Below are 23,562 nucleotides of genomic sequence, written 5' to 3'. Positions count from 1 at the left end.
AAAGTTAAAAAAAGTCCTTATCAAACAATAAGGACTCTGGGTTAGTATTTTTTAGTTTATTGCGCTGGGAAAGCATATGCTTTTGCATCAACTGAAGGGTTTAAAATCACTTTTTTAACGGTCATAGTTTGGCCACCTTGGTTCATTGCAAAAGGAAAGTAAATGCCATCCACTTCTTGATAGTCGCTCATGGTCGAAATTGATTTTTGACCTTTTGCAGGACCTTGTTTAATTTCAGTTTCGGTAGCGATAGGTAAATTATTATCGGTATCAAAATAGTAGTAAGTTACATCGTCTGTTTTAACGCCATCTACCATAATTGGTTTTTTGGTAAATTTGATTTTGAAGCATTCTGTTCCTTCTTTGGTCTCTTTACCCATTAATTCTACAGTATATCCTTTAGATTTGTAATCCAAAAAAGGATCCGGAAAATCGCCATTGCTTAATTTTGTATTAGCGGTGGTTTCTGCATCTGCTTTTTCAGCTTTCATGGTCATAAAATTGGTACTCCAAACATTTTCTCCATCCGAAGCAATTTGAGTAATTTCTTTCCCTTGAAGATTGAATTTTAAATACATTTTTCCTCCTGCTTCTTGAACAAGTTCTACCGGAATTTCCATTCCTTGTGCGTTAGCAGCTATTTCCATTTTGACACCTTTTAGTGCTTTTAGCTTTTCGGCACCACCGATAGTAGTAATGTATTTAGAAACAATTTCATCTGCAGTTTGAGCGATTAGTGAAGTACCACTTGTTAAAAGGAACAACGCTAATGCAGTTAATTTTAAGGTTTTCATAAGTGTATAGTTTTAATGGTTTGAATTTTAGTTGTTAGTAGGCTTGATTTTGATTTTGTTACAAAAAAAAATAAATTAATCTATGGTCATGGCTTTCAATTTACTTCTGTAGGCTTCTAATGCAATGGATTTTGAGATAAAGCCATAATATTGTCCAAATTGTACTACTGGAAGAAAAGCTTTTTTGGTTTGATCAAATTTATTCATAACGCTTTCCATTTGGTCTGTGGGTGAAATCGTGGCAAGCGGTTGCGTCATGATTTCCTTAATCGTTGTATATTTTACTCTGTACGGATTGAAAATAATTTCTCGAACATCATGAAATTGAACAATCCCAACCAACTCATTTTTGGTATTGACTACTGGAAAAATCACCTGATCTGAATTAGAAATCAAATCTACCAAGCGATCTAATTTCTCCTCTGGGAATAGGGTTAAATAGTCGGTTGAAATGATGCTTTTGGTTTCAAGTATGGACAGGACATTGGTGTCTTTGTTACTAGTAAAGGCATTTCCTTTTTTAACCAAGCTTTTTACATCCATGGAGTGTTTTTCAAAACGTTTTGAAACCGCATAGCTGGTAGAAGCCACGATCATTAACGGAATCATTAATCCATAGCCGCCAGTAATCTCGGCAATCAAAAATATAGCAGTTAGCGGGGCATGAAACAAACCGCTTAGTATGCCTGCCATTCCAACAATTGTAAAATTACTCACCGGCAGTTTAGTCAATCCAATTTGATTTAAAAGGGTCGAAAAGAAAAAACCAATATAGGATCCTAGAAAAAGCGAAGGGGCAAAGTTCCCTCCATTACCTCCAGAGCCTAATGTTAATCCAGTGGCAAAGACTTTGAGCATCATACTAGCGCCAATAAATAATAATAAAACCCAATTGTTATTTCTAAAATCTTTAAATAAGGTATGTTCTAAAATTCTTCCTGGGTCATTTTGAGAAAGCACCCGAATACTTTCATAACCTTCACCAAAAAGCGTAGGGAAAATAAAAATCAAGCCACCCAAAATACTGGAACCAATGAATGCTTTTTTATAAATGGAAAGTTTTGAAACATGAAAAAGACGTTCTATTTTCTGAAAATTTCGGGAATAATAGACACTAATTAAGCCTGTAAAAAGCCCTAGTAAAATATAATAAAAGATATTAATGTGCGTAAAATGTTCTTGTTTATTAAATGACAACAGAATACTTTCGTCAAGTGCCACCATTGATACCATGGCCCCCGTTGCTGCTGCAATCATGATGGGAGTAAAGGCAGCAATACTGGCATCAACCAATAATACTTCAACAGCAAACAATACACCTGCTATGGGAGCATTAAAGGCCGCAGCTATTCCTGCCGCTACACCACAACCTATAAGTAAGGTACGATCTTTATAGCTCAATTTGTATTTTTGAGCATAGTTAGAGCCAAAAGCGGCTCCCGTAATTACAATTGGACTTTCTAACCCTGCCGAACCTCCTAGACCAACAGTTAAGGAACTTGTGGCTATTTGAGCATACATTTGTTTTTTGGGAATTATACTGGCTTTTTTGGCTACCGCAAATAATATTTGAGAAGTTCCTTTTTCGATCGAGCCTCCCAATAGTTTGTCGACCACTAAAACGGTTAGTAGGATTCCTATAATGGGTAATATACTATTGATAAAATTGAGTTGTAAAATACCATTGATGTAATTGGCAAAAGTAAATACAGAATGCGCAAAATATTTAAGTAAAATAACAGCTATTCCAGCCGAAATACCCACTAAAACACTAGATAAAAAAATAAACTGCTTGTTGGTTATTTTACTTTGACTCCAAGCAATCAGTGATTCAAGGCGATCTACTACAGTAAAAAAAAAGAGTTTAATAGTCATAATTATTGTTTTTCTATAATTCGCAAAGCTTCTTTTTTGCTTAATGGTTTTAAATTGGTACTTGTAACATAGTTCTGGACAGCTATAGGATTGATTTTACTGTATTCTCTTAATGCCCAGCCTATTGCTTTTTGAATAAAAAATTCATTACTTTCTTTAAAGTGCTCACAAACAGATTCTAAGATACTAAAATTGGTGTTCTTTTTATAGTCTAATTGAAATAAAAGTGTACTTCTGTTCAACCAAATATTAGAAGCATTAGAAAATTTCTCAATCACCATATTCGTTTGCTCGGGAAATTGAGTCAAATAGCGTCCCAATAAATATTTGCTAATTGTATCGACAGTATCCCACCAAGAATAGGTGAGTAGTCGTCGTTCAATCCAATGAATGTCATCTTTTTGTAATTTTTTGCTACAATTCTGAATTAAAAGTTCAATTGCGCAATAATGAAATTCTCTTTGTGGTTTTTCATAAAGCTGAAACGCCAGCGTGCGAGTATTTGCCTTTATACTATCCGAATATTCGGCACTAACCGATTTTAAAATTACTCTTCGTTGTGGCATAGCAATGCCAAAAAACGGAAAATGATTTTTCATATACGCTTCCATAGCACTACTTTGTGCTGTATTCGCCTGCGCTATAAATTCTTTTTCTAAGGCTGTAATGAAATCCATAATTAAAAGCCAACCGCTGTATCGTCACCTCTAAAATCAGCTCCACCTTCAAGTTTTTTATTAGGTAAAACCAAAATAGCATCGACTTTGCCAATGACAGGAGTCGTTTTTTCATTGATGATATAGCCTTTTGTTTTTAGTTTTTCAAAAGTAGTTGTGTCGAATGTTTTTGGTTCAAACGTAATCAAATCAGGCAACCACTGATGATGAAAACGAGGCGCATTTACAGCTTGTTGCATATTCATTTTGTATTCGTAAACATTAAGAATCGTTTGTAAAACTGACGTAATAATAGTAGAACCACCCGGCGAACCTACTACCATAAATAATTGTCCGTTTTTTTCAACGATAGTTGGAGTCATAGAACTTAGCATTCGTTTTCCTGGAGCAATACTGTTGGCTTCGTTCCCTACTAAACCAAACATATTTGGGGTTCCGGGTTTGGCACTAAAATCGTCCATTTCGTTATTGAGGAAGAAACCTAAAGCATCGCAATAGTATTTGGAACCATAGCCATCATTTAAGGTTGTGGTAGCTGCTACCGCATTACCAGCGGCATCTACTATAGAATAATGAGTGGTTTCGGTACTTTCATTATAGTTTACTTTTCCTTCTTTGATTTCAGAGGACAAGGTGGCTTTTTCGAAACTAAAACTACTCATACGTTGCTGTAAATAGTCATCTGCTAACAATGCTTTAATTGGGATTTTAACAAAATCGGGGTCGCCAAGATAGTGACTTCTATCGGCATAAGCCCTGCGTTCGGCTTCTACAATTACTTGTATAGATTCTGTTGAATTATGTCCCATTTTAGATAAATCAAAGGGAGCAATCATTTTGAAAATTTCAGTCAAGCAAATACCACCGCTACTTGGTGGAGGCATAGAGATGATTTTTAAATCTTTGTATTGAAACGACAACGGAGTGCGCCATTTGGCTTCGTATTGTTTTAAATCCTTCATTGTGATGATGCCTCCTTTTTGTTGTAGGTACTGCACTAACGTTTTAGCCGTTTGTCCTTTGTAAAATTCATCACGTCCATTTTTTGCGATTCGCTTTAGCGTTTCGGCTAGAGCGGGATATTTTATGGTGTCTTTTTCTTTAAAAGGTTGTGCGAATAAGGTTTGATTCCCATTCGCTTTTATAATTTCTTCTCTGTAATCGTTCAATCGGAGCTCTTGTTTGCGCGTAACTACAACCCCTTTTTCTGCCAAAGCAATTACAGGTTTTAGTATTTCGGACATAGGCAGACTTCCCAGTTTTTTATGAACAGCAAAAACACCAGCGATGGTTCCGGGTACACCAATGGCCAAAGGTGATTCGGTACTTTTTCCTTTGATGACGTTACCTTCTTTATCCAAAAACATCGTTTTATGGGATGCCAAAGGTGCTTTTTCTCTGTAATCTAAAGAACCAATTTCGCCATTGGCTTTGCGATACACCATAAATCCTCCACCGCCTAAATTCCCTGCATACGGATAAGCAACTGCCAAAGCCAATTCGGTAGCCACCATTGCATCAAAAGCATTGCCTCCTTTTTGCATAATTTCTACCCCTATTTTAGAAGCTTCTTCTCGTGCAGAAACCACCATAGCTTTTTCAGCGATTAATCCAGTTTGCGCATCGACATTTTCACTCAAAAAACTACATAGAATAGAAAGAAAAAGAAATTGAGAAATTTTCATAAATGTTGCATTTTTAGGGTAACTTGTTCTTGTAAGTCTTTAAAAAAAATAGTGAACTCTTCCTCAAATTCGGGATAAAATTCAACCAATTCATTCGAGGAAAACCTCATTTTGGATTCGTTTTTGGTTCTGTTATCCATTTGTGTCAAAATCCGACCAATCCCTTTTAACGACTGATAACTCAATAACCAATTGTGCTCTATTAAGTAAGGCATCATTCCTTTGGTTCTTTCGGATAAAATATCGTAATTGTCTCTTAACGATTGATAGAAAGTTTCGGTAAAATCTTCTAGATTTTCATCAGAATAAGTACTCCAATTTTTGGCTAAAAAATGGTCGTAAAACAAATCAACAATCACTCCAGCGTAGTGATGGTATTTGGAGTGCAGTCTTTGTGTACTTTGTCTAAATACGGGATGCGCATCCGTGTAAGTGTCAATAAAACGATGCAAAAGGATGCCTCTTTGTATGGACAAAGGGAAGTGCTCGTACTGTTTTCCACGAATGCCATCGGCCATAAAATTGCCTATTTTGAGTAATTCATCATCACCCGAAAGAAAAATGTGCGCGAGAAAGTTCATTATTTTGCTTTGACTATTTTCAAAGATACAAACTTTAAAAAGCCTCACAATAGAAGCTACCATTTCTTAAATCAAAAAGTTTTCTGACGAAAGGCAATTAGCCCATCCAACTTTTTTATATTTGTAGCTATAACCAAATTGAAATAAAATGACATTAATCAAATCAATATCAGGTATCCGAGGAACGATTGGAGGAAAAGTGGGTGACAATTTAACTCCTGTAGATGCAGTAAAATTTGCTTCGGCCTACGGAACTTGGTTAAAAAAACATAGCAATAAAGAAAAAAATACCGTTGTAATTGGTAGAGATGCTCGTATTTCTGGACCTATGATTCACAATTTAGTGGTGAATACCTTATTAGGTTTAGGCATTGATGTAATCGACTTAGGATTGTCCACGACACCAACCGTTGAAGTCGCAGTTCCTATGGAAAAAGCCGATGGCGGAATTATATTGACCGCTTCTCATAACCCAAAACAATGGAATGCCTTGAAGCTTCTTAACGAAAAAGGCGAATTTTTAAGTGGTGCCGATGGCGAGAAAATATTAGAAATTGCCGAAGCGGAAGCTTTTGATTTTTCTGACGTAGATAGTTTGGGCGAAATCACCATCAATGACGCTTATATGGATATTCATATCGATGAAGTATTGAACTTGCCATTAGTCGATATTGAAGCAGTAAAAGCGGCCAATTTTAAAGTTGTAGTCGATGGTGTGAATTCATCTGGCGGAATCATCATCCCAAAATTGTTAGAACAAATGGGGGTTGAAGTAGTAAAATTGTACTGCGAACCCAATGGTCATTTTCCTCACAATCCAGAACCTTTAAAAGAACATTTAACGGATATTTCAGCTTTAGTAGTCGAAGAAAAAGCGCATTTAGGAATCGTCGTAGACCCAGATGTTGATCGTTTGGCTTTCATTTCTGAGGATGGCGAAATGTTTGGCGAAGAATACACTTTGGTAGCCTGTGCGGATTATGTGTTGAGCAAAACTCCGGGTAACACCGTTTCGAATATGTCTTCTTCAAGAGCGTTGCGAGACGTAACTGTTGCTCACGGCGGCAGCTATGAAGCGAGTGCAGTAGGCGAGGTTAATGTTGTGGAATTAATGAAAAAAAATAACGCTATCATCGGAGGTGAGGGCAATGGTGGAATCATCTACCCTGAATTGCATTACGGGCGCGATAGCTTGGTAGGCGTGGCTTTATTTTTGACACATTTGGCCAATAAAAAAATGAAAGTATCTGAGTTGCGTGCTTCGTATCCAGAATATTATATGAGTAAAAACAAAATCGAGTTGACGCCTCAAATTGATGTGGATGCGATTTTAGTGGCAATGACCGATAAGTATAAATCAGAAAACATCACGACCATTGACGGTGTGAAAATAGATTTTGCCGAAAATTGGGTGCACCTAAGAAAATCAAATACAGAACCGATTATCCGTATTTATACCGAAGCTGCTACACAACAATTGGCCGACGATTTAGCGTTGCGAATCATTGACGAAATCAAAGCAGTCGCTGGAATCTAAAAACACAAGTTTAGTTTTTAGGACCGAAACAAAGGCTAATCAGGAAACAGCAATCCCGCTATCCGCTATATCTTTGTTTTTTTAAAGAAAAAAAACAAAGGATGCCGCTCCTATCGGGGGTAAAAGAGTCACAATTGGCTTTTTTCGTTTCATTTTTTAGCATTATAAATCAAGAGAAACCTTTTCAGTAGCAGTATTGAAAAGGTTTTTTTATTAATGTTAAAACCAAAATCAATCCTACGTTTTCAATCAAATACAATATATTTGCAATCAAATGAAAGATATAATGACAAATAGCACAAAAGAGACGGCTTTAGAACAATATTTTCAGCAATTTCGCAAAAACATCATCGGAATTGAGCAAGAATTTGAATCACCTTTTGGACGAAAAAAAATAATCTACACCGATTGGACAGCAAGCGGCAGATTATATCGCCCCATCGAAGAAAAATTGATGAATGCCTTCGGACCTTTTGTCGCCAATACGCATACGGAAACTACCGTTTCTGGAACGGCCATGACCAAAGCCTATCACCACGCTAGAAATATCATTAAGCAACACGTTAATGCCAATCAAAATGACGTTTTAATTACGGATGGTACTGGAATGACGGGTGTGGTCAATAAATTTCAGCGTATCTTAGGGATTAAAGTGCCAGAAAATTTAAAAGATTTTGTAGCTATTCCAGTAGAGAAAAAGCCAGTGGTCTTTATTTCTCATATGGAGCACCATTCCAATCAGACTTCTTGGTTAGAAACCATTGCCGATGTTGAAGTAATTCCTTCTACAGAAGACGGACTTTTTTCTTTAGAAAATCTAAAAATATTACTCGAAAAATACAAAGAGCGAACATTAAAAATTGCTTCAATTACTTCTTGTTCTAATGTTACAGGTATTCGCACACCTTACCACGAGGCTGCCAAAATGATGCATCAACATAATGGCGTATGTTTTGTGGATTTTGCTTGTTCTGGTCCTTACGTATCCATCGATATGCATCCTGAGGATGAAGAAGCTTATTTGGACGCTATTTTCTTTTCTCCACACAAATTTTTAGGTGGACCAGGTACCTCAGGAGTATTGGTTTTTAATAAAAAATTGTACAACAATATGGTGCCAGATTGTCCAGGTGGTGGAACCGTATCGTGGACAAATCCATGGGGTGAACATAAATATATTGACAATATTGAAGATAGGGAAGATGGAGGAACACCAGGTTTCTTGCAAGTGATAAAAACAGCTTTGGCCATTCAGTTGAAAGACGAAATGGGTATTGACAATATTTTGAAACGCGAACACGAAATTGTGGACTATGTTTTTGATTCATTACAAAATGTTCCAAATATTAAAATTTTAGCTGGACAACATCAAGAACGTTTGGGCGTGATTTCGTTTTTTATAGATGATTTGCATTTTAACTTGGGAGTGAAACTACTCAACGATCGTTTTGGAATCCAAACAAGAGGAGGATGTAGTTGCGCAGGAACTTACGGTCACTTTTTGCTACACGTAGATCAAGAAACGTCTCATAAGTTGGTTAATGAAATTAGTTTAGGAGATTTAATCCGTAAACCAGGTTGGATCAGAATGTCTATTCATCCGACTACAACTTCAGCTGAAATCGAATACGTTTGTAATGCTATTCAATCTTTAGCTGAAAATCATAAAGAATGGGCCAAGGAATATCAATATAATGCCGAAACCAATGAGTTTTTGCATCAAAAGGCTACTTCATTCGAAAACAAATTAGTTGAACAATGGTTTGCTAAGTAGATTTTATTTTCTTTTCTAAAAAAAAAACTCATTACAGTTGGTAATGAGTTTTTTTATGGATTAACGTTTGTGTTTCCATCTTTTATGTGTCCACAAATAATATTCAGGTGTATCTAGGATTTGTTTTTCGACTAGTTTTAAATAACGCTCTGTCATTTCAAAGTTCGGAATGCTGGTTGGATCTTCGGAAATATTTACGAAAGTAGCTTCGTAATATCCTCTTTTTACTTTTTTTACATCTACAAAAAGAACATTAAAATCATATCGTTTTGCTAGCATTTCGGCACCTGTATGAACGGGTACTTCAATTCCCATGAATTTATGCCAATGGAAGGCTCTATCAAGTTTTGGTGATTGATCACTCACTAAGCCATACATGAATAGTTTGCCAGTTTTTTCATTGTCTCGCATTAACGGAATGGCTTTGGTCGTTTCCACCAATTCTGCATTAAATCGTGAACGGATGTCCCGCACCAATTGATCAAAGTATTTGTTAGCGATTTTTTTATACACCCCAACTCCGTAAAATTTAGTTTGGTTGTTCAGTGTCATGAGCCATTCCCAGCTGGCATAGTGAGAGGTCATTAAAATGGTGCTTTTGCCTTTGTTTTCAAATTTTTTTACCAATTCAATATTGGTGATTTTGAAACGCTTGTCCATTTCTTTATGTGAAATGCTCAAAGTTTTGATCATTTCTAAAAACATATCGCACATGTGTCTAAAAAACTTCTTTTCAATAGCTAATCGTTCGGTTGTGGTCAAGTGTGGAAGTGCCAAAGCAATATTGTCACGCACCGTTTGTTTGCGGTAACCTACTACTCGATATACTATTAAATAAATAAGATCTGAGAACCAATAGAAAACGCGAAAAGGAAGTATCGAAATCATCCATAGGAATGGGAAAACTAGGATGTAAACAAGAAGTTGCATGTATTTTTTTTATGCAAATATAGCTCAAAAAAGGAAATAATATAAGTTAAGCCAACGAGGGTTAAAAAATGTAAGATTACTATCTTTACCAATAACTAAATGCATTTTTTATGAACATGATTTTATTGGGCCTAATTTTGGCCAATGTTGTAGTAAGTTACAAAGGTTGGAACGATACTTATTTCTTTAGAAAATATGAATTTCACGTAGGAAGTATTCGTGCTGGTGAGCAAATAAGAATGCTGACTTCAGGTTTTTTGCATGTGGATATGTCTCACTTGCTTTTTAATATGTTGACACTGTATTTTTTTGCGCCAGTTGTGCTTGGGTTTATGGGTAATTTTTCGTTTGTCCTAGTGTATTTTGGGAGTTTAGTGTTTGGAAGTTTGCTCACGATGTCTTTTCACAAAAACGATTATAGTTATAGGGCTGTAGGAGCGTCAGGGGCTGTTACAGGGGTTTTGTATTCCGCTATTTTATTGCAACCCGATATGATGTTGGGTTTATTTTTCGTAATCCCGATCCCGGCTTATTTATTCGGGATACTTTATCTTTTGTATTCTATTTATGGTATGAAAGCGCAAAACGACAATATTGGTCACACCGCACATTTTGGTGGGGCTGTTGGTGGTTATGTAATTACTTTGGTAAAAGAACCACAATTGTTAGTTGAACATTCGTTGATGGTCTTGCTTTTAGCGATTCCTATTGTGCTTTTATTTGTTTTGGAAAAAAGAGGAAAATTATAATGGCATTACTTTTGCTTTCGTTTTGTAATAAAATCATTTAAAAATAAACTGTATGAAAAAAGTATTAGCCTTATTGTTGATTACTTCAACATTATTTGTTCAAGCTCAAGAAACAAAACCTGTCCCACAAATTAGTGTAAGCGGAGAAGGAAAAGTAAAAGTAACTCCAGACCAAGCCGCAATTGTAATAACTGTTGAAACCAAAGGAGCCAACGCCAAAGATGTTAAGAAAGAAAATGACATAAAAGTTGAAGCTGTTTTAAAGTTTATAAAAAAAATAAACTTACCTACAGAAGACTACAAAACGCGTCGTGTGGCGCTAAATCCACAATACGAATATGAATCTAAAAAGCGTTTCTATAATGCAAGTCAAACGATCGAGATTTTGTTGAAAGATTTAACTAAGTATGATAGTCTAATGGAAGGATTGGTAGATGCTGGAGTTAACCGAATTGATGGCGTTACGTTTCAATCTTCAAAATTGGCACAATATCAAGCTGAGGCTCGAAAATTAGCTATGAAGGACGCCAAAGCCAAAGCAGATGATTTTGTGTCTGTATTGGGACAAAAAGTGGGTAAGGCGTTGATGATATCGGACAACTCTTCAAATTACTATCCGTCACCTACACCTGTGTATGCAATGAAGGCTACTATGAGTGATGCTGCTGAAGCTACTCCAAGAGAAACATTAGCCATTGGAGAAATTGCGATTGTAGTAAATGTGAGTGTGAGTTTTATTTTAGAATAAACGAGAAGTTTGTATAAATAAAAAGTCCCGATTTGCATCGGGACTTTTTTTGTGGGGAGAGCAGGATTCGAACCTGCGAAGTTTTCACAGCAGATTTACAGTCTGCCCTCGTTGGCCGCTTGAGTATCTCCCCAATTTCTCAGCAAGTCTTGCTCGCTGCGCTAACCGGGTGCAAATATAAGAACACTTTTTAGCTTTCCAAACAAAAAATGCAATAATTTTTAGGGAATTTTTTAATGTATTGGGAGTGAGTGAAATAAAAAAATCTCCACTAGGGAGATTTTTTATATATACGATTGTACTTGTATTATTTGGATAAAAGCTCCATTATTTTTGCTTTTAATTCGGCGCCACTTAAACCTTGAGCTACTACTTTTCCAGAAGCATCCAAAACAAACGTTGCAGGTATCGACTCTACATTGTATTGTTTGGCAATGGGTTCATCCCAGAATTTAAGATTAGAGACCTGTGTCCAAGTTAAACCATCTTTGGCAATAGCTTCTTTCCACGCTTTGGCAGATTTGTCTAAAGAGACTCCAATAATATTTAAACCTTTAGGGTGTAATTCTTTGTATAAAGCTACCATATTTGGATTTTCTTTGCGACATGGTGGACACCAAGAGGCCCAAAAATCTACAATAGTAACTTTACCTAAGCTTTGTTTTAAACTAATTACTTTGCCTTCAGGATTAGGCGCAGCAAAATCAGATCTTCATTTTGTAGCAGGTGCCGTTGGAGTTGCTCCAACAGTAGGTGCTTTCATTTCAGTTAAACGACTTTTGATCGCTTTACCTGGTTTTGTGTTTTTCAAATCATCTTCTAAACTTTCGAATAGTTTTTCCGCTTTTTTAACATCGGTTGATGGATCATTCAACATTCCTTGAATGATTAAAGCACTAATGAAAGATTTTGGATGTGTTTCGGCATACGAAACATATTTGTTTTTAGACGCTGTACTTACTTCTTGTTGGATAGCCATGAATTCTTTCATCAAACTATTGATCACCACAGTGTCTTTCTTAGCTTGAGCGTCGTTCATTTTTTGAGTGTTAGCGGTTTGAAAATCAATTAATTTCTTTTGAACTTTGTTGATTTCTTCGTTAAATGAAGTAAACTCGTCATTATTGTAGGTTCCAGAAATTTTAGATTTTTGAAGTGTATCTTTATTGATTACGATTTCAATAGATCCATTCTCTAAAATGAAAGGCAATTTTCCTTGAATTCCTTCAACAGTAATTAAATGGAAAGAAGGCTCAGTAGCTTTACCTTCGATTTCAAATTTTCCGTTTTCAACTTTTACTGTGTCAATAGCGATCACGCCTAATTTGTCATCTTGACTTTCTAAAATAATAGTTTTTCCATTTTCGATCCCTTTTGCAGTACCAGAAATAGTGTAAGAATCTTTGTTGCATGAAAATAATACAACAGAAGCAGATAATAATAAAATGACTTTTTTCATTTTTGAGTTATGTTATTAGATTTGATTGCAAAAGTATTTAAATTTATAAATTACGCACACTATTGCCACCTAAAATTTTGTTATTCCGTTCTTTTTTTAAGTAAGATTTATGATATAAATAAAAAAGCACTCAAAATGAGTGCTTTTCTAAACTATTTTTTTGCAAGATTAGTCTTGATTAATGGTTTTTCTCCAAGTAAATGCATTAAGAATGTGTCTTTTTGCAAATCGCCCTGGTGAATCAGCATTTACCATTTTCACGTAAGTTGCTTTTGGTACGCTGATGTATTCATATACACTTCCGTTAGAGAAATTGATAATCAAACGACCTTCTACAAATTTGTAGTCAGTAATGGTTGATGTAGCAATAGTTTCAGTGTATTCTGGTAAATTTTGTTTAATGGTCTCAGGATTGATGCTTACTAAGAAGTGGTAAGCTTCAATGATTTTTTTACTGTTTTCTTCAGCAGCTTTTAATCCTTCTTCATCACCTTGAAATTTATCAGGATGCGCATCTTTCATCGCATTGCGATAAATAGTTTTTAACTCTTTAAGGTCTACAGTTTTGTCTACATTTAGTAGCTTGCGGTATTCAACGATTTTTTTCATAAATAAGGTAACTTATTGTCTTTTACTATAAAGGAATGAATTAGAATTCAATTTTGACAAATTTTTTGCAAAGGTACACTTTTTTTTATCTTTTTAGTTTAGGACCAAAAAAAAATCAAAAACAAACTTAAGTTTTTGATTTATTGTGTGTTATGTGCCTGTTTATTGTTCAGGTTTCAAATTGGCCTTGTCAAAGTTTTTTGATTTTTTGGGATACTTATCATAACTTTTATCGCTTGGATTCTCGATAATGGTTTTGATCGTAATGATGTCTCCTAATTTAAATTGTAAAGCCATTTTATAATCAAGTAAATAAGTACCACAAAAAAAGTTGTTGTCTTCGTCTTGTTCTATAATTCCTGTATATACTCCTTTTTTAAGCATTTTGCTTGGTATTCCTTTTTCCATGATTCTGAAACTTCAAATTTATAAAGGGCAAAGATACACAATAATTATGGCTATTATATTCGTTTTGGTTATTCTGCTTACCTTTGTGGCTATGAAAAATGTTTTTCGACCCGCACCACAATCTTTTAAAAACACTTTTTGTGTTTTTTATGAAGTTGCTTTGGAGCAAATTGAGGGATTGGTTTTGCAATATCATAGTGCCTCGGGGAGTAAATATTATTACACTCCTGAAGGAATGTTTCGTTTATCCAATCATTGGGGGCGATTTGCGAATAGTAAATGGCGTTTGGAACCATTGGAACCCGCCACAAACTCTAAATTTAAAGTTGGATTTGCGCGTTGGGAGGATTTTTATCCCGATAACGCAGAAGATAAGTTATATTACATTGCAGCAGATTATACTAAACGAACCGTAAATTATCAGCACAAACAAAATCCTAATTATGATAAAAAAGCGGTGCTTCGAACCAGTTTTGAGACTACCAAAAGAATCAAGCAAATTCGGAATTTGTTCGAATTGACCAACTGGGCAAAGTATTTTGATTATGAAGATATAGACGAATTGAGAAAAAAAATAATTGAGAAACTTATCTATACTGAGCGCTCTCTTGAAGAAATAAAACGTAGCATACAATGGGAAGAAACAACGAAAGAAACATAAAGAAACACAACGACAAGTTGCACAAAGCCCAAGATAAGGCCAAGAAAGCGGCTATGGAGCGCAAAGCGAAATTAAAAGAAATTGTAAAAAAGTTTAACGAAGACCAAGCGTCTAATAATGAATAATATGAGCCAGAATCCGTTTGACCAATTGAAAATACAAGTGCAAGAAATTATCGACTTGATAGCACAAAAACAAAACCGTGAAGCCAATAATAAATTGACCGAAGTAAGTGAAGCTTTGGATGAACTTCTAGACCATTCAGAAGATGATGCCGATTTAATCGAAATCAGCAAATATCAAGTGTTGCTGAATCAGTTGTTTCAGAAAATCAATCCTGAGGATGCACAATAATACTTGTCCGTGCGGCTCAGAAAGAGCTTTTGGAGCGTGTTGCGAAAAATACATTTTAGGCTACGAAACCGCGCCAACTGCTTTGGCTTTGATGCAATCACGTTATAGCGCTTACGTAGTTAAAAATGCGGACTATTTGATAGCGACTACACACGAGAGTACTAGAAGCCTTTTTTCTAAAGATGAAATTTTACGTTGGGCTAGCGAAAACCAATGGGAAAAGTTAGAAATTATTGCTTTTGATGCTACAATCGTTGAATTTCAAGCTTTTTTTACCGGGCCTGATGGTGAAAAATATAGCCACCATGAACGTTCCACTTTTGAGAAAGTTGACGGGCACTGGTTTTATGTTGATGGTGTGTTCTTATAAATGTTTTTTGTTTTATTTCCTTTAAAATTTTCAATCATGATGCGATATTGTTGTACTTTATTTTTCCTTTTTTTACTCTGCAGTTGTAAAACGCAAGCAACGCAACCTGTTATAACTACTAATGAGCAATCTACTAGAGCGTATCAATTACAAAAAGAAAATATGGAAAAAGAAATTTATTTTCGAGCGATAGGTAATGAACCTGAATGGAGTTTGAAAATTAGCTCAAATCAAATTGAGTTTACTTCTTTATTGCCTGATTTCAAAGCATTCAATGCTCCGCATGTTGAGCCAGTACGAGCGATGGATGCTAATGTAAAACGTTACAGTGTATCGACCGAAACAGGGACGATGATTATTACTATCGAGCAGGATCAGTGTACCAATACCATGTCTGGCGCTGTTTTGCCGTATCAAGTTAGGGTAGAAGTGTATCAAGGAAATGACTTAAAAACTACACTCTCAGGTTGTGGTTATTATGTAATGGATCCGAAACTGCATGATATTTGGGTATTAGAAAAGATGAATGGAGAAAATATATCGATCAACAAATTCAGCAAAGAATTACCTTATCTAGAAATCAACACGACAGAAGGAACCTTTATGGGGTATGGGGGGTGTAACCGAATGAATGGGAAACTCTTTTTTGAAAAAGGTTTGTTGCGCTTCACAAATATAGCTACTACTGAAATGGCTTGTGGTTCCCAAAATAGAGAAAGCGAACTGCTCCATTCGCTAGAGAGTAGTACTACCTACCAAGTTGCTAATATGCGATTAACGCTGACTAATCCGTCTGGAATTGAGTTGGTTTTTAAGAAAGTAGATTAGCGTTTTTTTACCTTCTTTTGCATTTAACTTAAAATTAATAAACGTTCGGTAGACAACCGAATCAAAATGCTGTATTTTTAATTTGCCAATCGAAAGGCCAATTGTTGCTCTTTAGCCCCGGTAGTAGCGGCATCCTTTTTCTTTTTTCTTTAAAAAGAAAAAGATATAGCGGATGACGGGACGATGCTGGCTAAAAAGCCTATTGTTTCTGCTCCAAAATAGGAGTGAAGTTTGTATTGAAAGTATTGTGATTCCTAATCCTATTTGTTGTTTGCGATGAAAAACCAAAACCATGCTGGATTTTATTTTAAGACGTATGAAGCGCCATTTCAGTCGCCGTTTGACCGTTTGTTTCCTATTTTTAAAGAATTGATTACGCATACTTCGGGCGATTTTGACGAGGCGATTGCTTGGCTGCGCGAATTGGACAAGGAATATAAATTGACCGATGCCAGTTATACCATTGATGATTTTATTGAAGATTTAAAGAAAAAAGGCTACATCCGTGAGGAATTGAAAGACGACGGTACAACTGGAACGGGCATTACAGCCAAAACTGAACGCGCCATCCGACAGCAAGCGCTGGATACTATTTTTGGGAACATGAAGCGCTCCGGGAATGGTAATCATAAAACGAAACACAGTGGCAATGGCGATGAACATACGGGTGAGTTTCGAGAGTTTCATTTTGGCGATAGTTTGGAACGTATTTCGCTGACAGAAAGTTTGCGCAATGCCCAAATCAATAATGGGGTAGCTGATTTTAAACTTACAGAAAACGACTTGGTGGTCGAGGACACGCAGTACAAAGCCCAAATGAGTACGGTTTTGATGATTGACATTAGCCATAGTATGATTTTGTACGGCGAAGACCGCATCACGCCTGCCAAAAAAGTAGCTATGGCCTTGGCCGAATTGATTACAACACGTTATCCAAAAGATACTTTGGATATTTTGGTTTTTGGAAATGATGCTTGGACGATTGCGATTAAGGATTTACCGTATCTAAAAGTCGGACCTTATCATACTAATACTGTTGCAGGTTTGCAATTGGCTATGGATTTACTCCGAAGAAAACGCAACACCAACAAACAAATTTTTATGATTACCGACGGGAAACCAAGTTGTGTTCGGGAGAAAGATGGCTCGTATTATATGAATAGTAATGGCTTAGACCAATACATTGTTGACAAGTGCTACACTCAGGCGCAACAAGCCAGAAAATTACACATTCCTATCACCACTTTTATGATAGCAAATGATCCGTATTTGCAAAAGTTTGTGACCTATTTTACCGAAGCCAATCAAGGAAAAGCCTTTTATACGGGTTTGAAAGGATTGGGTGAAATGATTTTTGAGGATTATGAGGCGAATCGAAAGAAGCGGATTAAGTAGGGAGTGTTCAGAAGGCAGACGGCAGTGTTCAGAAAGAAGAAAATAGAAGTCAGAAAATAGAAATTAGTAAAAGCGAATCAAAACAAAAATACCATCAATGAAGGATATAACAACTTTAGGTGCATTAAAACAATCGGGTTATCAACCAAGAACGATTAAAGAAGAATTGCGCGATAATTTGAGGAAGAAATTGCAAGCAGGTATTCCGACTTTTGAAGGGGTACACGGATTTGAAAATTCGGTGATTCCAGAGTTGGAGCGTGCTATTTTGTCGAAACACAATATCAATTTGCTAGGACTTCGCGGGCAAGCCAAAACTCGTTTGGCTAGAAAGATGGTCGAATTATTGGACGAATACATTCCATTTGTGGCGGGTTCTGAGATTAATGATGATCCTTTCCGCCCTATTTCTCGTTACGCCAAGGATTTGATTGCCGAGTTAGGCGATGCAACGCCCATAGATTGGTTGCCAAGAAGTGAGCGTTTTTATGAAAAATTAGCGACACCCGATGTAACAGTAGCCGATTTAATTGGCGATGTCGATCCGATCAAGGCGGCGAATCTAAAATTGTCGTATGCGGATGATCGTGTGATTCATTTTGGTATGATTCCAAGAGCGAATCGCTGTATTTTCGTCATCAATGAATTACCCGATTTACAAGCTAGAATTCAAGTAGCGCTGTTTAATATTTTGCAAGAAGGTGATATTCAAATTCGAGGCTATAAGTTAAGAATGGCTTTGGATATGCAGTTTGTTTTTACCGCCAATCCAGAAGATTACACCAATCGTGGGAGTATTGTTACGCCATTGAAAGACCGTATAGGTTCTCAAATTTTAACGCATTATCCAGAAACTATTGCTATTGCTCGCACTATTACGCAGCAAGAAGCCAAGTTAGAAAGCAGTCAAACCGATGTGGTGTATGTTCCTGCTTTAGCCAAAGATTTGTTGGAACAAATTAGCTTTGAAGCTCGTGATAGCGATTTTATTGATCCTAAAAGTGGGGTGAGTGCTAGAATGAGTATCACGGCCTACGAAAATCTGATTAGTACTGCCGAGCGTCGTGCTTTAAAAGCGGGTGAAAGCACTACATCTGTTCGTTTGTCTGATTTTATGGGGGTTATTCCTGCCATAACCGGAAAAGTGGAGTTGGTTTACGAAGGCGAGCAAGAAGGGGCAGCTGTGGTAGCCCAACATTTAATCAATGATGCGATTCGTACATTTTTCCCGGGCTATTTCCCAAAGATTGAAAAATTGGAAAAACAAGGAGAAAAAACAGCCTATACCGATACTTTAGAATGGTTTTTTGCCGAAAGTGGTTTTGAATTATTGGATGATGCCACGAATTCAGAATATCAAACTATTTTGGATAGTGTGACACCATTAGAAGTTATTATCAAAAAATACCAGCCTCAATTACCGAAGGAGGATTTTTATTTTATGAAAGAATTCTTGTTGTGGGGCTTGGCTTCGTATAAAAAGTTGAGCAAAGATCGTTTTTCTGAAGGGTATCAGTTCAAGGATCCGTTTGGGAGTTACATCAGTAAATTATAATTTGGAGAGGGTTTAGTGTAAAAGCTAAACCCTTTTTTATTGCAGTTTTTCGTTTTTTTTGTAGCGCAGTTTGATTTTAAACGGTGCATTACCTTCTTCAATGGCTTGAAGGTGTAGGGTGATGCCTTTCTTTCTGTTTTCTTGGACTACTTTTTTATTGGTTATCTCTTTATCCTTTGCAGGGTCTCGCAAATGAACATCGAGTTGCATATTAGAATCTCCATAAAAACCATAACTTCCTGCTAAATCAAAATTGAATACAGATGTGTTTATTGGAGTAGGAGCAATGTTGGCAAAACCATTTTTAAAAACAATGTTGATTGCAAGAGGATTAATAGTTACGCGATTAAAATTCCGAAACGGGAAGGCGTATTTTCCAATTCTTTGCAAAGGTTCAAATTGGTTCAAAGCGCCATTATTCAGGTTAAGTTTTAAATTTCCGGTTAGAGAACGCTTAACGATAGTAATGTTATTATCAAAGTAGCCATCCAAAACACCGGAAACAGAAATTAAACCCGAAACGGATTTTGGAGTGAGTGCTTTGGAACCAAAATTATCAAAAGCGCTCAGTAAGGCTGCACTGTTTACTTTACTTGCGTTAAGTTTTGCGTTGAAGTGGTTGTTTTTGTTTTGATACGAAACCATTCCGTTTACCATTAATGAACCGCCACCAAATTGTAGCGAAGCCTCTTTTAAGATGGTGCGGTCGGGAACTACATTAATTTGCGCTATCGCATTTCGTGCTTTAAATTTTTTATAAACAATGTTTTCAGCTCTTAAATTAACTGTTGCATTGGATTGATGTAAGATATTGATAAAGTCAGGAGTAATAGTAGTTGATTTTTTTAGACTTGCCGCTTTTTTATTTCCGAAACTGAAGTCTTGTAAATCAATTGTACGAGCTTGAATGTCCCAATTTACCATAATTTTTTCTGGTGTATCATAGTAAAAATTTAAAAAATTAGCGGACTGACCTTTCATCAGTAAGGCACTATTTTGGGTGTTCAATACGATTTTATTGACTTTCAATTCTTTTGAAGTAAAGGATAAATCAACACTGCTATTTTTGAATTTCTTCTTTGAACTTATATGCGTTCCACTCGCATTTTGAATCACGACTGACCCAATGAGTAACGGTTTTTGCATTTCTAAATTCACCACATCAGCTTTGAACGTAAGTTGAAAATCTGCTTGACCGCTTCCAAAAGTTACTGTTTGTTTCACTATCGTTTGATTCAGTTGTTCTAAATTGAAACGGCTTACAAATGCACCCGAGGCGATGGGTTTTTTCAAATCCAAAATCATCATATTTTTGGTGGTAAACGGAATCGAATGGACTTTTCCCCGAAAATCATTGAGTAAGATTGCCGAATTTTCATCGTTTATGCCTTTGTTCTTTTGGTATTCGTTGGTAAAAATGCCTTTAAAAGTACAATCGGTTACTTGATGGTCGAAGTAGCTCAGGTCATTATTTTTGATGTTAGCTTCCACTCGAATGTTGGGGTCGCCTTCTTTGTTCAAGTCGCCAACAATAGTGCATTGTACGCCAAAAGGGTCTTTAAAATCAAAAGGTTTGAGTTTGCTGCTAATGTTGTCGGACAACAATTTATAAGCCGCTTGCCAGCGAATATTTGGATTGGTAATAGCAATAGAAAAGGAACTGTTGGTCTTGCTAATCCCAAAATGTGACTGAATTTGAAAAACATCTTCTCCAATAGATAAAGCAGTTGTATTAATGGCAATTGAGCCTTTACTTTCGGAATATTTTGCTTGTAAAGCTCCTTTAATGATTTTGTTTTTGGCAAAACTTCCGTGTTGTGTATTAAATGTTAAACTTTTGACTAAGGTGTTTAACGCAATATCAGCTTCCCAACCTTCTGAAGTTGTATGTTTTTCTATCCGAAGTTTTTCGATAACAAAATCAAATTTTTTATGCTTGAATTGGTTGTCAGAAACAAAGGAAACATTGTTGAATTTTAGGTGATTCAAATCCAATGACAACGAACTTGAACTTGTAGTATCGGTTTTTGGTGCACTAGAAAAAACAGCCGTATTGCTATAGCCTTTTGCGTCTAAAAACAGTTGTACTTGGGCATCATTGATGGAGAGATGGTCTAATTTTATTTTCTTTAAAAATATCGCCCAAGGTTGAATTTCGGCATAAATCGAAGGCGCCTTTAGCAATGTTTTTTTATGTTGTGCCCACAAACTGTCTTTGATACTTACTTCTTTTATAGCAATGGTTATGTTGGGAAATCCACGAAAAAAGAGTACTTCAAGGTCGCCAATTGTTACTTCGCCTTTGCAATTTTCATTGGCAATCCGACGCACCTCTTTTAGCAGTTCGTTATGATGAGCGCTTACATACCAACCCAAAGCACCATAGCCAATAAAAAGAAGCATCGTCAAGAATAGGATAATTTTACCCACTTTTTTGCCTATTGGCCACCATTTTTCTGTCATAGTAAAATGTTTTGGAATTGAAAAGGCTTCATTTTGAATCAAATATAATCAACTGAAGCCACTTACGGAAGTAAAACGCAAACTATGCCTTTCTTTACAGAAAGAAAACCACAATAGAATTTGTATTTTTGGTGGATAATCCAATTGTTATGCTCTTTTTAATTCTAAGTATCGTTTGCAGTGTTACCGTGGGCGTCCTTTTCAAGTGGTTTAGGAATCACGCCGCTTTCAACAGTAAAGCCATTATTGCGACCAATTATGCGATTGCCTTGTTGCTTTGTTATTTTTGTTTTCCACCACAATTCGATACGCTACTTGAACAAGCGCCTTGGCCGTTGTATCTTGCTCTCGGACTGCTGTTGCCGAGTGTTTTTTTACTGCTTTCCGAGTCCATTCGCTATATGGGTATTGTCAAGACCGATGCTGCTCAGCGCTTGTCGTTGTTTATTCCATTACTTGCTTCTTGGTTGCTTTTTGGAGAGCAATTTAGTACCCTCAAAGTCATGGCTTTTGGCATAGGATTTCCAGCCCTGCTGCTTATTTTGTCTAAGCCTACAGCCAATAGCAACTCCAATTGGGGCTATCCTGCTATGGTGTTGCTGGGTTTTGGAGTCATCGATATTTTGTTCAAACAAATCGCCTTGCAAACCCAACTGCCTTTTACCACCTCGCTTTTAGTCATTTTTGCGTTGGCATTGGTGATTATGAGTGGAGTAGTGGGCTACGAAATTTTCATCCAACACCAAAAAAATGCGAGTATCAATGCCCTTTGGGGAATAGCAGTAGGCGTATTCAATTTTGGAAACATCTATTTTTACCTCAAGGCGCACCAAGCTTTTTCCGAAAATCCGTCTACTGTTTTTGCAGGTATGAATATGGGCGTCATCGTGTTGGGCAGTCTCATTGGCGTATTGGTTTTTAAAGAAAAACTTTCCAAGAAGAACTATTTGGGGATTTTCTTGGCCTTATTAACCATTGTCCTACTCACGTATGCCCAATTACAAGCGTAATTTTTTTCTAGGAGCACCAAATCTTTGCGCACCTCACGAGTCGTCCCGCTGTACGTTTCAATCTCTTATGCCGAACCCCGGCACAAGAGGATTTTCACTGCCATCGGGGCTAGGCGAGACTTTTTGTTTTCATAACAAAAAAATCAGCAATATCGTTTTAAGAAAAGTATTGTTTTAATAAACCGCGATGCAAACGTAACGTTGACAGAATTAGAGAATCAACAACATTTTCACTCCTCTTCATCGTCTTCCTCCTCTTCACTATCTCTCATACTCTCAAAAAAAGCATCAGGATCAAACGGAATATCTTCATCAGGGTCTTTGTCGTGTGCGCTTACTCCTGGCGGATTAAACAACCCCCAATCGTCCTTGATGTAATTCCATTGGTCAAAGTTTTCAACCCAGTCCACAAACAAAAGCCTGAACTCTTCGATTTCACTTCTCAATAACCGAATATAATCTTGGTCGGGAATATTTTCTTCGTAGCTCAAACTTCCTGCTTGTACATACAAATCTCTAGCCGCCTTCCGAACAAGGGTAGCATTTTCCATCTTTAAATCGTACAAATCAATAGCGCTAGCTCCCGCTATTTTTGGCGCTAGCAACATAGCGTTTTCCATCATAAAACGCACTGTGGTTTCTTGAAGGTATTCATTGTCTTTTGGAACAATTTCTACTAAACCCATCGTAATTTTTAAAATTTGAAGGGCTTTTTGGTACAATGGCATTTGCTCTAATCGATCTCGTCTTGACATGGTGATTGGGTAGAATTAACTTGTTGTAAGTTATAAAAAACTACATAAATATAAGTTGTAGCACTTAAAAATAAAATCAAGAAGCTTTAATAGGATGCACAACTTTATTCAGACTAAAATTAAAACTGTTTTAAAGTTAAGTTGTTGTTAGTCAGATCTACAGCCTGTTTTTGGAAAAAAGTAAATACAGTACTGTTTATTTTCTTAATACAAACAACAAAAAGCCAAGATTTATGAGGTTTTTTAAGTTGAATTTAGTTTAAAAAACTATAATTAGATTAATTTTATTTGTGTAACGTGTTAATATTGAGAATAATATGTTAAATTCACTACTATTGAAAATAA

General features: G+C 36.3%; 23 protein-coding genes, 1 tRNA gene and 1 pseudogene. 12 read left to right on the top strand and 13 right to left on the bottom strand.

Annotated elements, in window-relative coordinates; all coding sequences use genetic code 11:
- Positions 1–56: 56 nt before the first annotated feature.
- The 5 genes from AO58_RS0106345 to AO58_RS0106325 all read right to left on the bottom strand — a co-directional run bounded on the left by AO58_RS0106345 (position 57) and on the right by AO58_RS0106325 (position 5,612).
- On the bottom strand, positions 57–794 hold the full coding sequence (locus tag AO58_RS0106345; protein WP_024980898.1) for a LolA-like protein: 738 nt from the start codon (positions 792–794) through the stop codon (positions 57–59).
- 75 nt (positions 795–869) lie between these two features.
- Entirely contained in the window at positions 870–2,669 is a 1,800-nt protein-coding gene (locus tag AO58_RS0106340) for a chloride channel protein (protein ID WP_024980897.1), read from the bottom strand.
- A gap of 2 nt (positions 2,670–2,671) precedes the next feature.
- Positions 2,672–3,346, bottom strand: coding sequence for a DNA alkylation repair protein (locus tag AO58_RS0106335; RefSeq protein WP_024980896.1), 675 nt, complete (start codon positions 3,344–3,346; stop codon positions 2,672–2,674).
- Between the two features lie 2 nt (positions 3,347–3,348).
- The gene (gene ggt / locus AO58_RS0106330) at positions 3,349–5,031 is read right to left on the bottom strand and encodes a gamma-glutamyltransferase (protein ID WP_024980895.1); all 1,683 of its coding nucleotides are present in this window, start codon (positions 5,029–5,031) and stop codon (positions 3,349–3,351) included.
- Complete coding sequence (locus tag AO58_RS0106325; protein ID WP_024980894.1) at positions 5,028–5,612, bottom strand: acyl carrier protein phosphodiesterase; 585 nt, start codon at positions 5,610–5,612, stop codon at positions 5,028–5,030. The genes ggt and AO58_RS0106325 overlap by 4 nt, the downstream gene beginning before the upstream one ends.
- 148 nt (positions 5,613–5,760) lie before the next feature.
- On the opposite strand from AO58_RS0106325, the gene glmM reads away from it, so the two are divergent.
- Together glmM and AO58_RS0106315 are read left to right on the top strand one after the other, a co-directional pair.
- Positions 5,761–7,149, top strand: a complete 1,389-nt coding sequence (gene glmM, locus AO58_RS0106320; RefSeq protein WP_024980893.1) for a phosphoglucosamine mutase — start codon at positions 5,761–5,763, stop codon at positions 7,147–7,149.
- Positions 7,150–7,435: 286 nt separating this feature from the next.
- Entirely contained in the window at positions 7,436–8,923 is a 1,488-nt protein-coding gene (locus AO58_RS0106315; RefSeq protein WP_024980892.1) for an aminotransferase class V-fold PLP-dependent enzyme, read from the top strand.
- A gap of 60 nt (positions 8,924–8,983) precedes the next feature.
- Here AO58_RS0106315 and AO58_RS0106310 read toward each other — a convergent pair whose 3' ends face one another.
- Positions 8,984–9,853, bottom strand: coding sequence for a lysophospholipid acyltransferase family protein (locus AO58_RS0106310; RefSeq protein ID WP_024980891.1), 870 nt, complete (start codon positions 9,851–9,853; stop codon positions 8,984–8,986).
- Positions 9,854–9,963: 110 nt separating this feature from the next.
- Between AO58_RS0106310 and AO58_RS0106305 the strand changes: the two genes are divergently transcribed.
- On the top strand, positions 9,964–10,602 hold the full coding sequence (locus AO58_RS0106305) for a rhomboid family intramembrane serine protease (RefSeq protein ID WP_024980890.1): 639 nt from the start codon (positions 9,964–9,966) through the stop codon (positions 10,600–10,602).
- 52 nt (positions 10,603–10,654) lie between these two features.
- Positions 10,655–11,350 (top strand): SIMPL domain-containing protein, encoded by a 696-nt coding sequence (locus tag AO58_RS0106300; RefSeq protein WP_024980889.1) that lies wholly within the window; start codon positions 10,655–10,657, stop codon positions 11,348–11,350.
- A gap of 52 nt (positions 11,351–11,402) precedes the next feature.
- Here AO58_RS0106300 and AO58_RS0106295 read toward each other — a convergent pair.
- The 5 genes and pseudogenes from AO58_RS0106295 to AO58_RS0106275 form a co-directional block, all read right to left on the bottom strand.
- A tRNA-Tyr gene (locus tag AO58_RS0106295) sits at positions 11,403–11,483 on the bottom strand.
- A 174-nt stretch (positions 11,484–11,657) separates the two neighbouring features.
- Positions 11,658–12,044 (bottom strand): annotated as a pseudogene (locus tag AO58_RS0106290) (peroxiredoxin family protein); the annotation flags it as partial.
- Positions 12,045–12,062: 18 nt separating this feature from the next.
- A complete protein-coding gene (locus AO58_RS0106285; RefSeq protein ID WP_024980887.1) occupies positions 12,063–12,809 on the bottom strand; it encodes a DUF4369 domain-containing protein in 747 nt (248 codons plus the stop codon).
- Between the two features lie 168 nt (positions 12,810–12,977).
- Complete coding sequence (locus AO58_RS0106280; protein ID WP_024980886.1) at positions 12,978–13,418, bottom strand: KTSC domain-containing protein; 441 nt, start codon at positions 13,416–13,418, stop codon at positions 12,978–12,980.
- A 162-nt stretch (positions 13,419–13,580) separates the two neighbouring features.
- Positions 13,581–13,826, bottom strand: coding sequence for a hypothetical protein (locus AO58_RS0106275; RefSeq protein WP_024980885.1), 246 nt, complete (start codon positions 13,824–13,826; stop codon positions 13,581–13,583).
- Positions 13,827–13,917: 91 nt separating this feature from the next.
- On the opposite strand from AO58_RS0106275, the gene AO58_RS0106270 reads away from it, so the two are divergent.
- From AO58_RS0106270 to AO58_RS0106240, 7 genes are all read left to right on the top strand, one after another.
- The gene (locus tag AO58_RS0106270; RefSeq protein ID WP_024980884.1) at positions 13,918–14,487 is read left to right on the top strand and encodes a hypothetical protein; all 570 of its coding nucleotides are present in this window, start codon (positions 13,918–13,920) and stop codon (positions 14,485–14,487) included.
- Positions 14,460–14,612: a hypothetical protein gene (locus AO58_RS18140; RefSeq protein WP_169733397.1), complete on the top strand. Its 153-nt coding sequence runs from the start codon at positions 14,460–14,462 to the stop codon at positions 14,610–14,612. Before AO58_RS0106270 ends, AO58_RS18140 begins: the two co-directional genes overlap by 28 nt.
- A gap of 1 nt (position 14,613) precedes the next feature.
- Positions 14,614–14,841, top strand: coding sequence for a hypothetical protein (locus AO58_RS0106260; protein ID WP_024980883.1), 228 nt, complete (start codon positions 14,614–14,616; stop codon positions 14,839–14,841).
- Positions 14,831–15,211 (top strand): YchJ family protein, encoded by a 381-nt coding sequence (locus tag AO58_RS0106255; RefSeq protein WP_024980882.1) that lies wholly within the window; start codon positions 14,831–14,833, stop codon positions 15,209–15,211. The genes AO58_RS0106260 and AO58_RS0106255 overlap by 11 nt, the downstream gene beginning before the upstream one ends.
- A gap of 162 nt (positions 15,212–15,373) precedes the next feature.
- Entirely contained in the window at positions 15,374–16,039 is a 666-nt protein-coding gene (locus AO58_RS0106250) for an META domain-containing protein (protein ID WP_162150396.1), read from the top strand.
- A 276-nt stretch (positions 16,040–16,315) separates the two neighbouring features.
- Positions 16,316–17,434, top strand: a complete 1,119-nt coding sequence (locus tag AO58_RS0106245) for a vWA domain-containing protein (RefSeq protein WP_024980880.1) — start codon at positions 16,316–16,318, stop codon at positions 17,432–17,434.
- 97 nt (positions 17,435–17,531) lie between these two features.
- Positions 17,532–18,989 carry a hypothetical protein gene (locus AO58_RS0106240; RefSeq protein WP_024980879.1) on the top strand — a complete coding sequence of 486 codons (1,458 nt, stop codon included), beginning with the start codon at positions 17,532–17,534 and terminating at the stop codon, positions 18,987–18,989.
- 36 nt (positions 18,990–19,025) lie between these two features.
- Here the strand turns inward: AO58_RS0106240 and AO58_RS0106235 are convergent, their stop codons facing one another.
- The gene (locus AO58_RS0106235) at positions 19,026–21,452 is read right to left on the bottom strand and encodes an AsmA family protein (RefSeq protein WP_139225562.1); all 2,427 of its coding nucleotides are present in this window, start codon (positions 21,450–21,452) and stop codon (positions 19,026–19,028) included.
- 149 nt (positions 21,453–21,601) lie between these two features.
- Between AO58_RS0106235 and AO58_RS0106230 the strand changes: the two genes are divergently transcribed.
- Positions 21,602–22,462 (top strand): EamA family transporter, encoded by an 861-nt coding sequence (locus AO58_RS0106230; protein ID WP_024980877.1) that lies wholly within the window; start codon positions 21,602–21,604, stop codon positions 22,460–22,462.
- 230 nt (positions 22,463–22,692) lie between these two features.
- Here the strand turns inward: AO58_RS0106230 and AO58_RS0106225 are convergent, their stop codons facing one another.
- A complete protein-coding gene (locus AO58_RS0106225) occupies positions 22,693–23,217 on the bottom strand; it encodes a hypothetical protein (RefSeq protein ID WP_024980876.1) in 525 nt (174 codons plus the stop codon).
- Positions 23,218–23,562: the final 345 nt, after the last annotated feature.

The sequence above is a fragment of the Flavobacterium succinicans LMG 10402 genome (assembly GCF_000611675.1).
Classification (GTDB): Bacteria; Bacteroidota; Bacteroidia; order Flavobacteriales; family Flavobacteriaceae; genus Flavobacterium; species Flavobacterium succinicans.
Note: the sequence above shows the minus strand (reverse complement) of the source record. Positions and strands in the feature narration are given on the sequence as shown.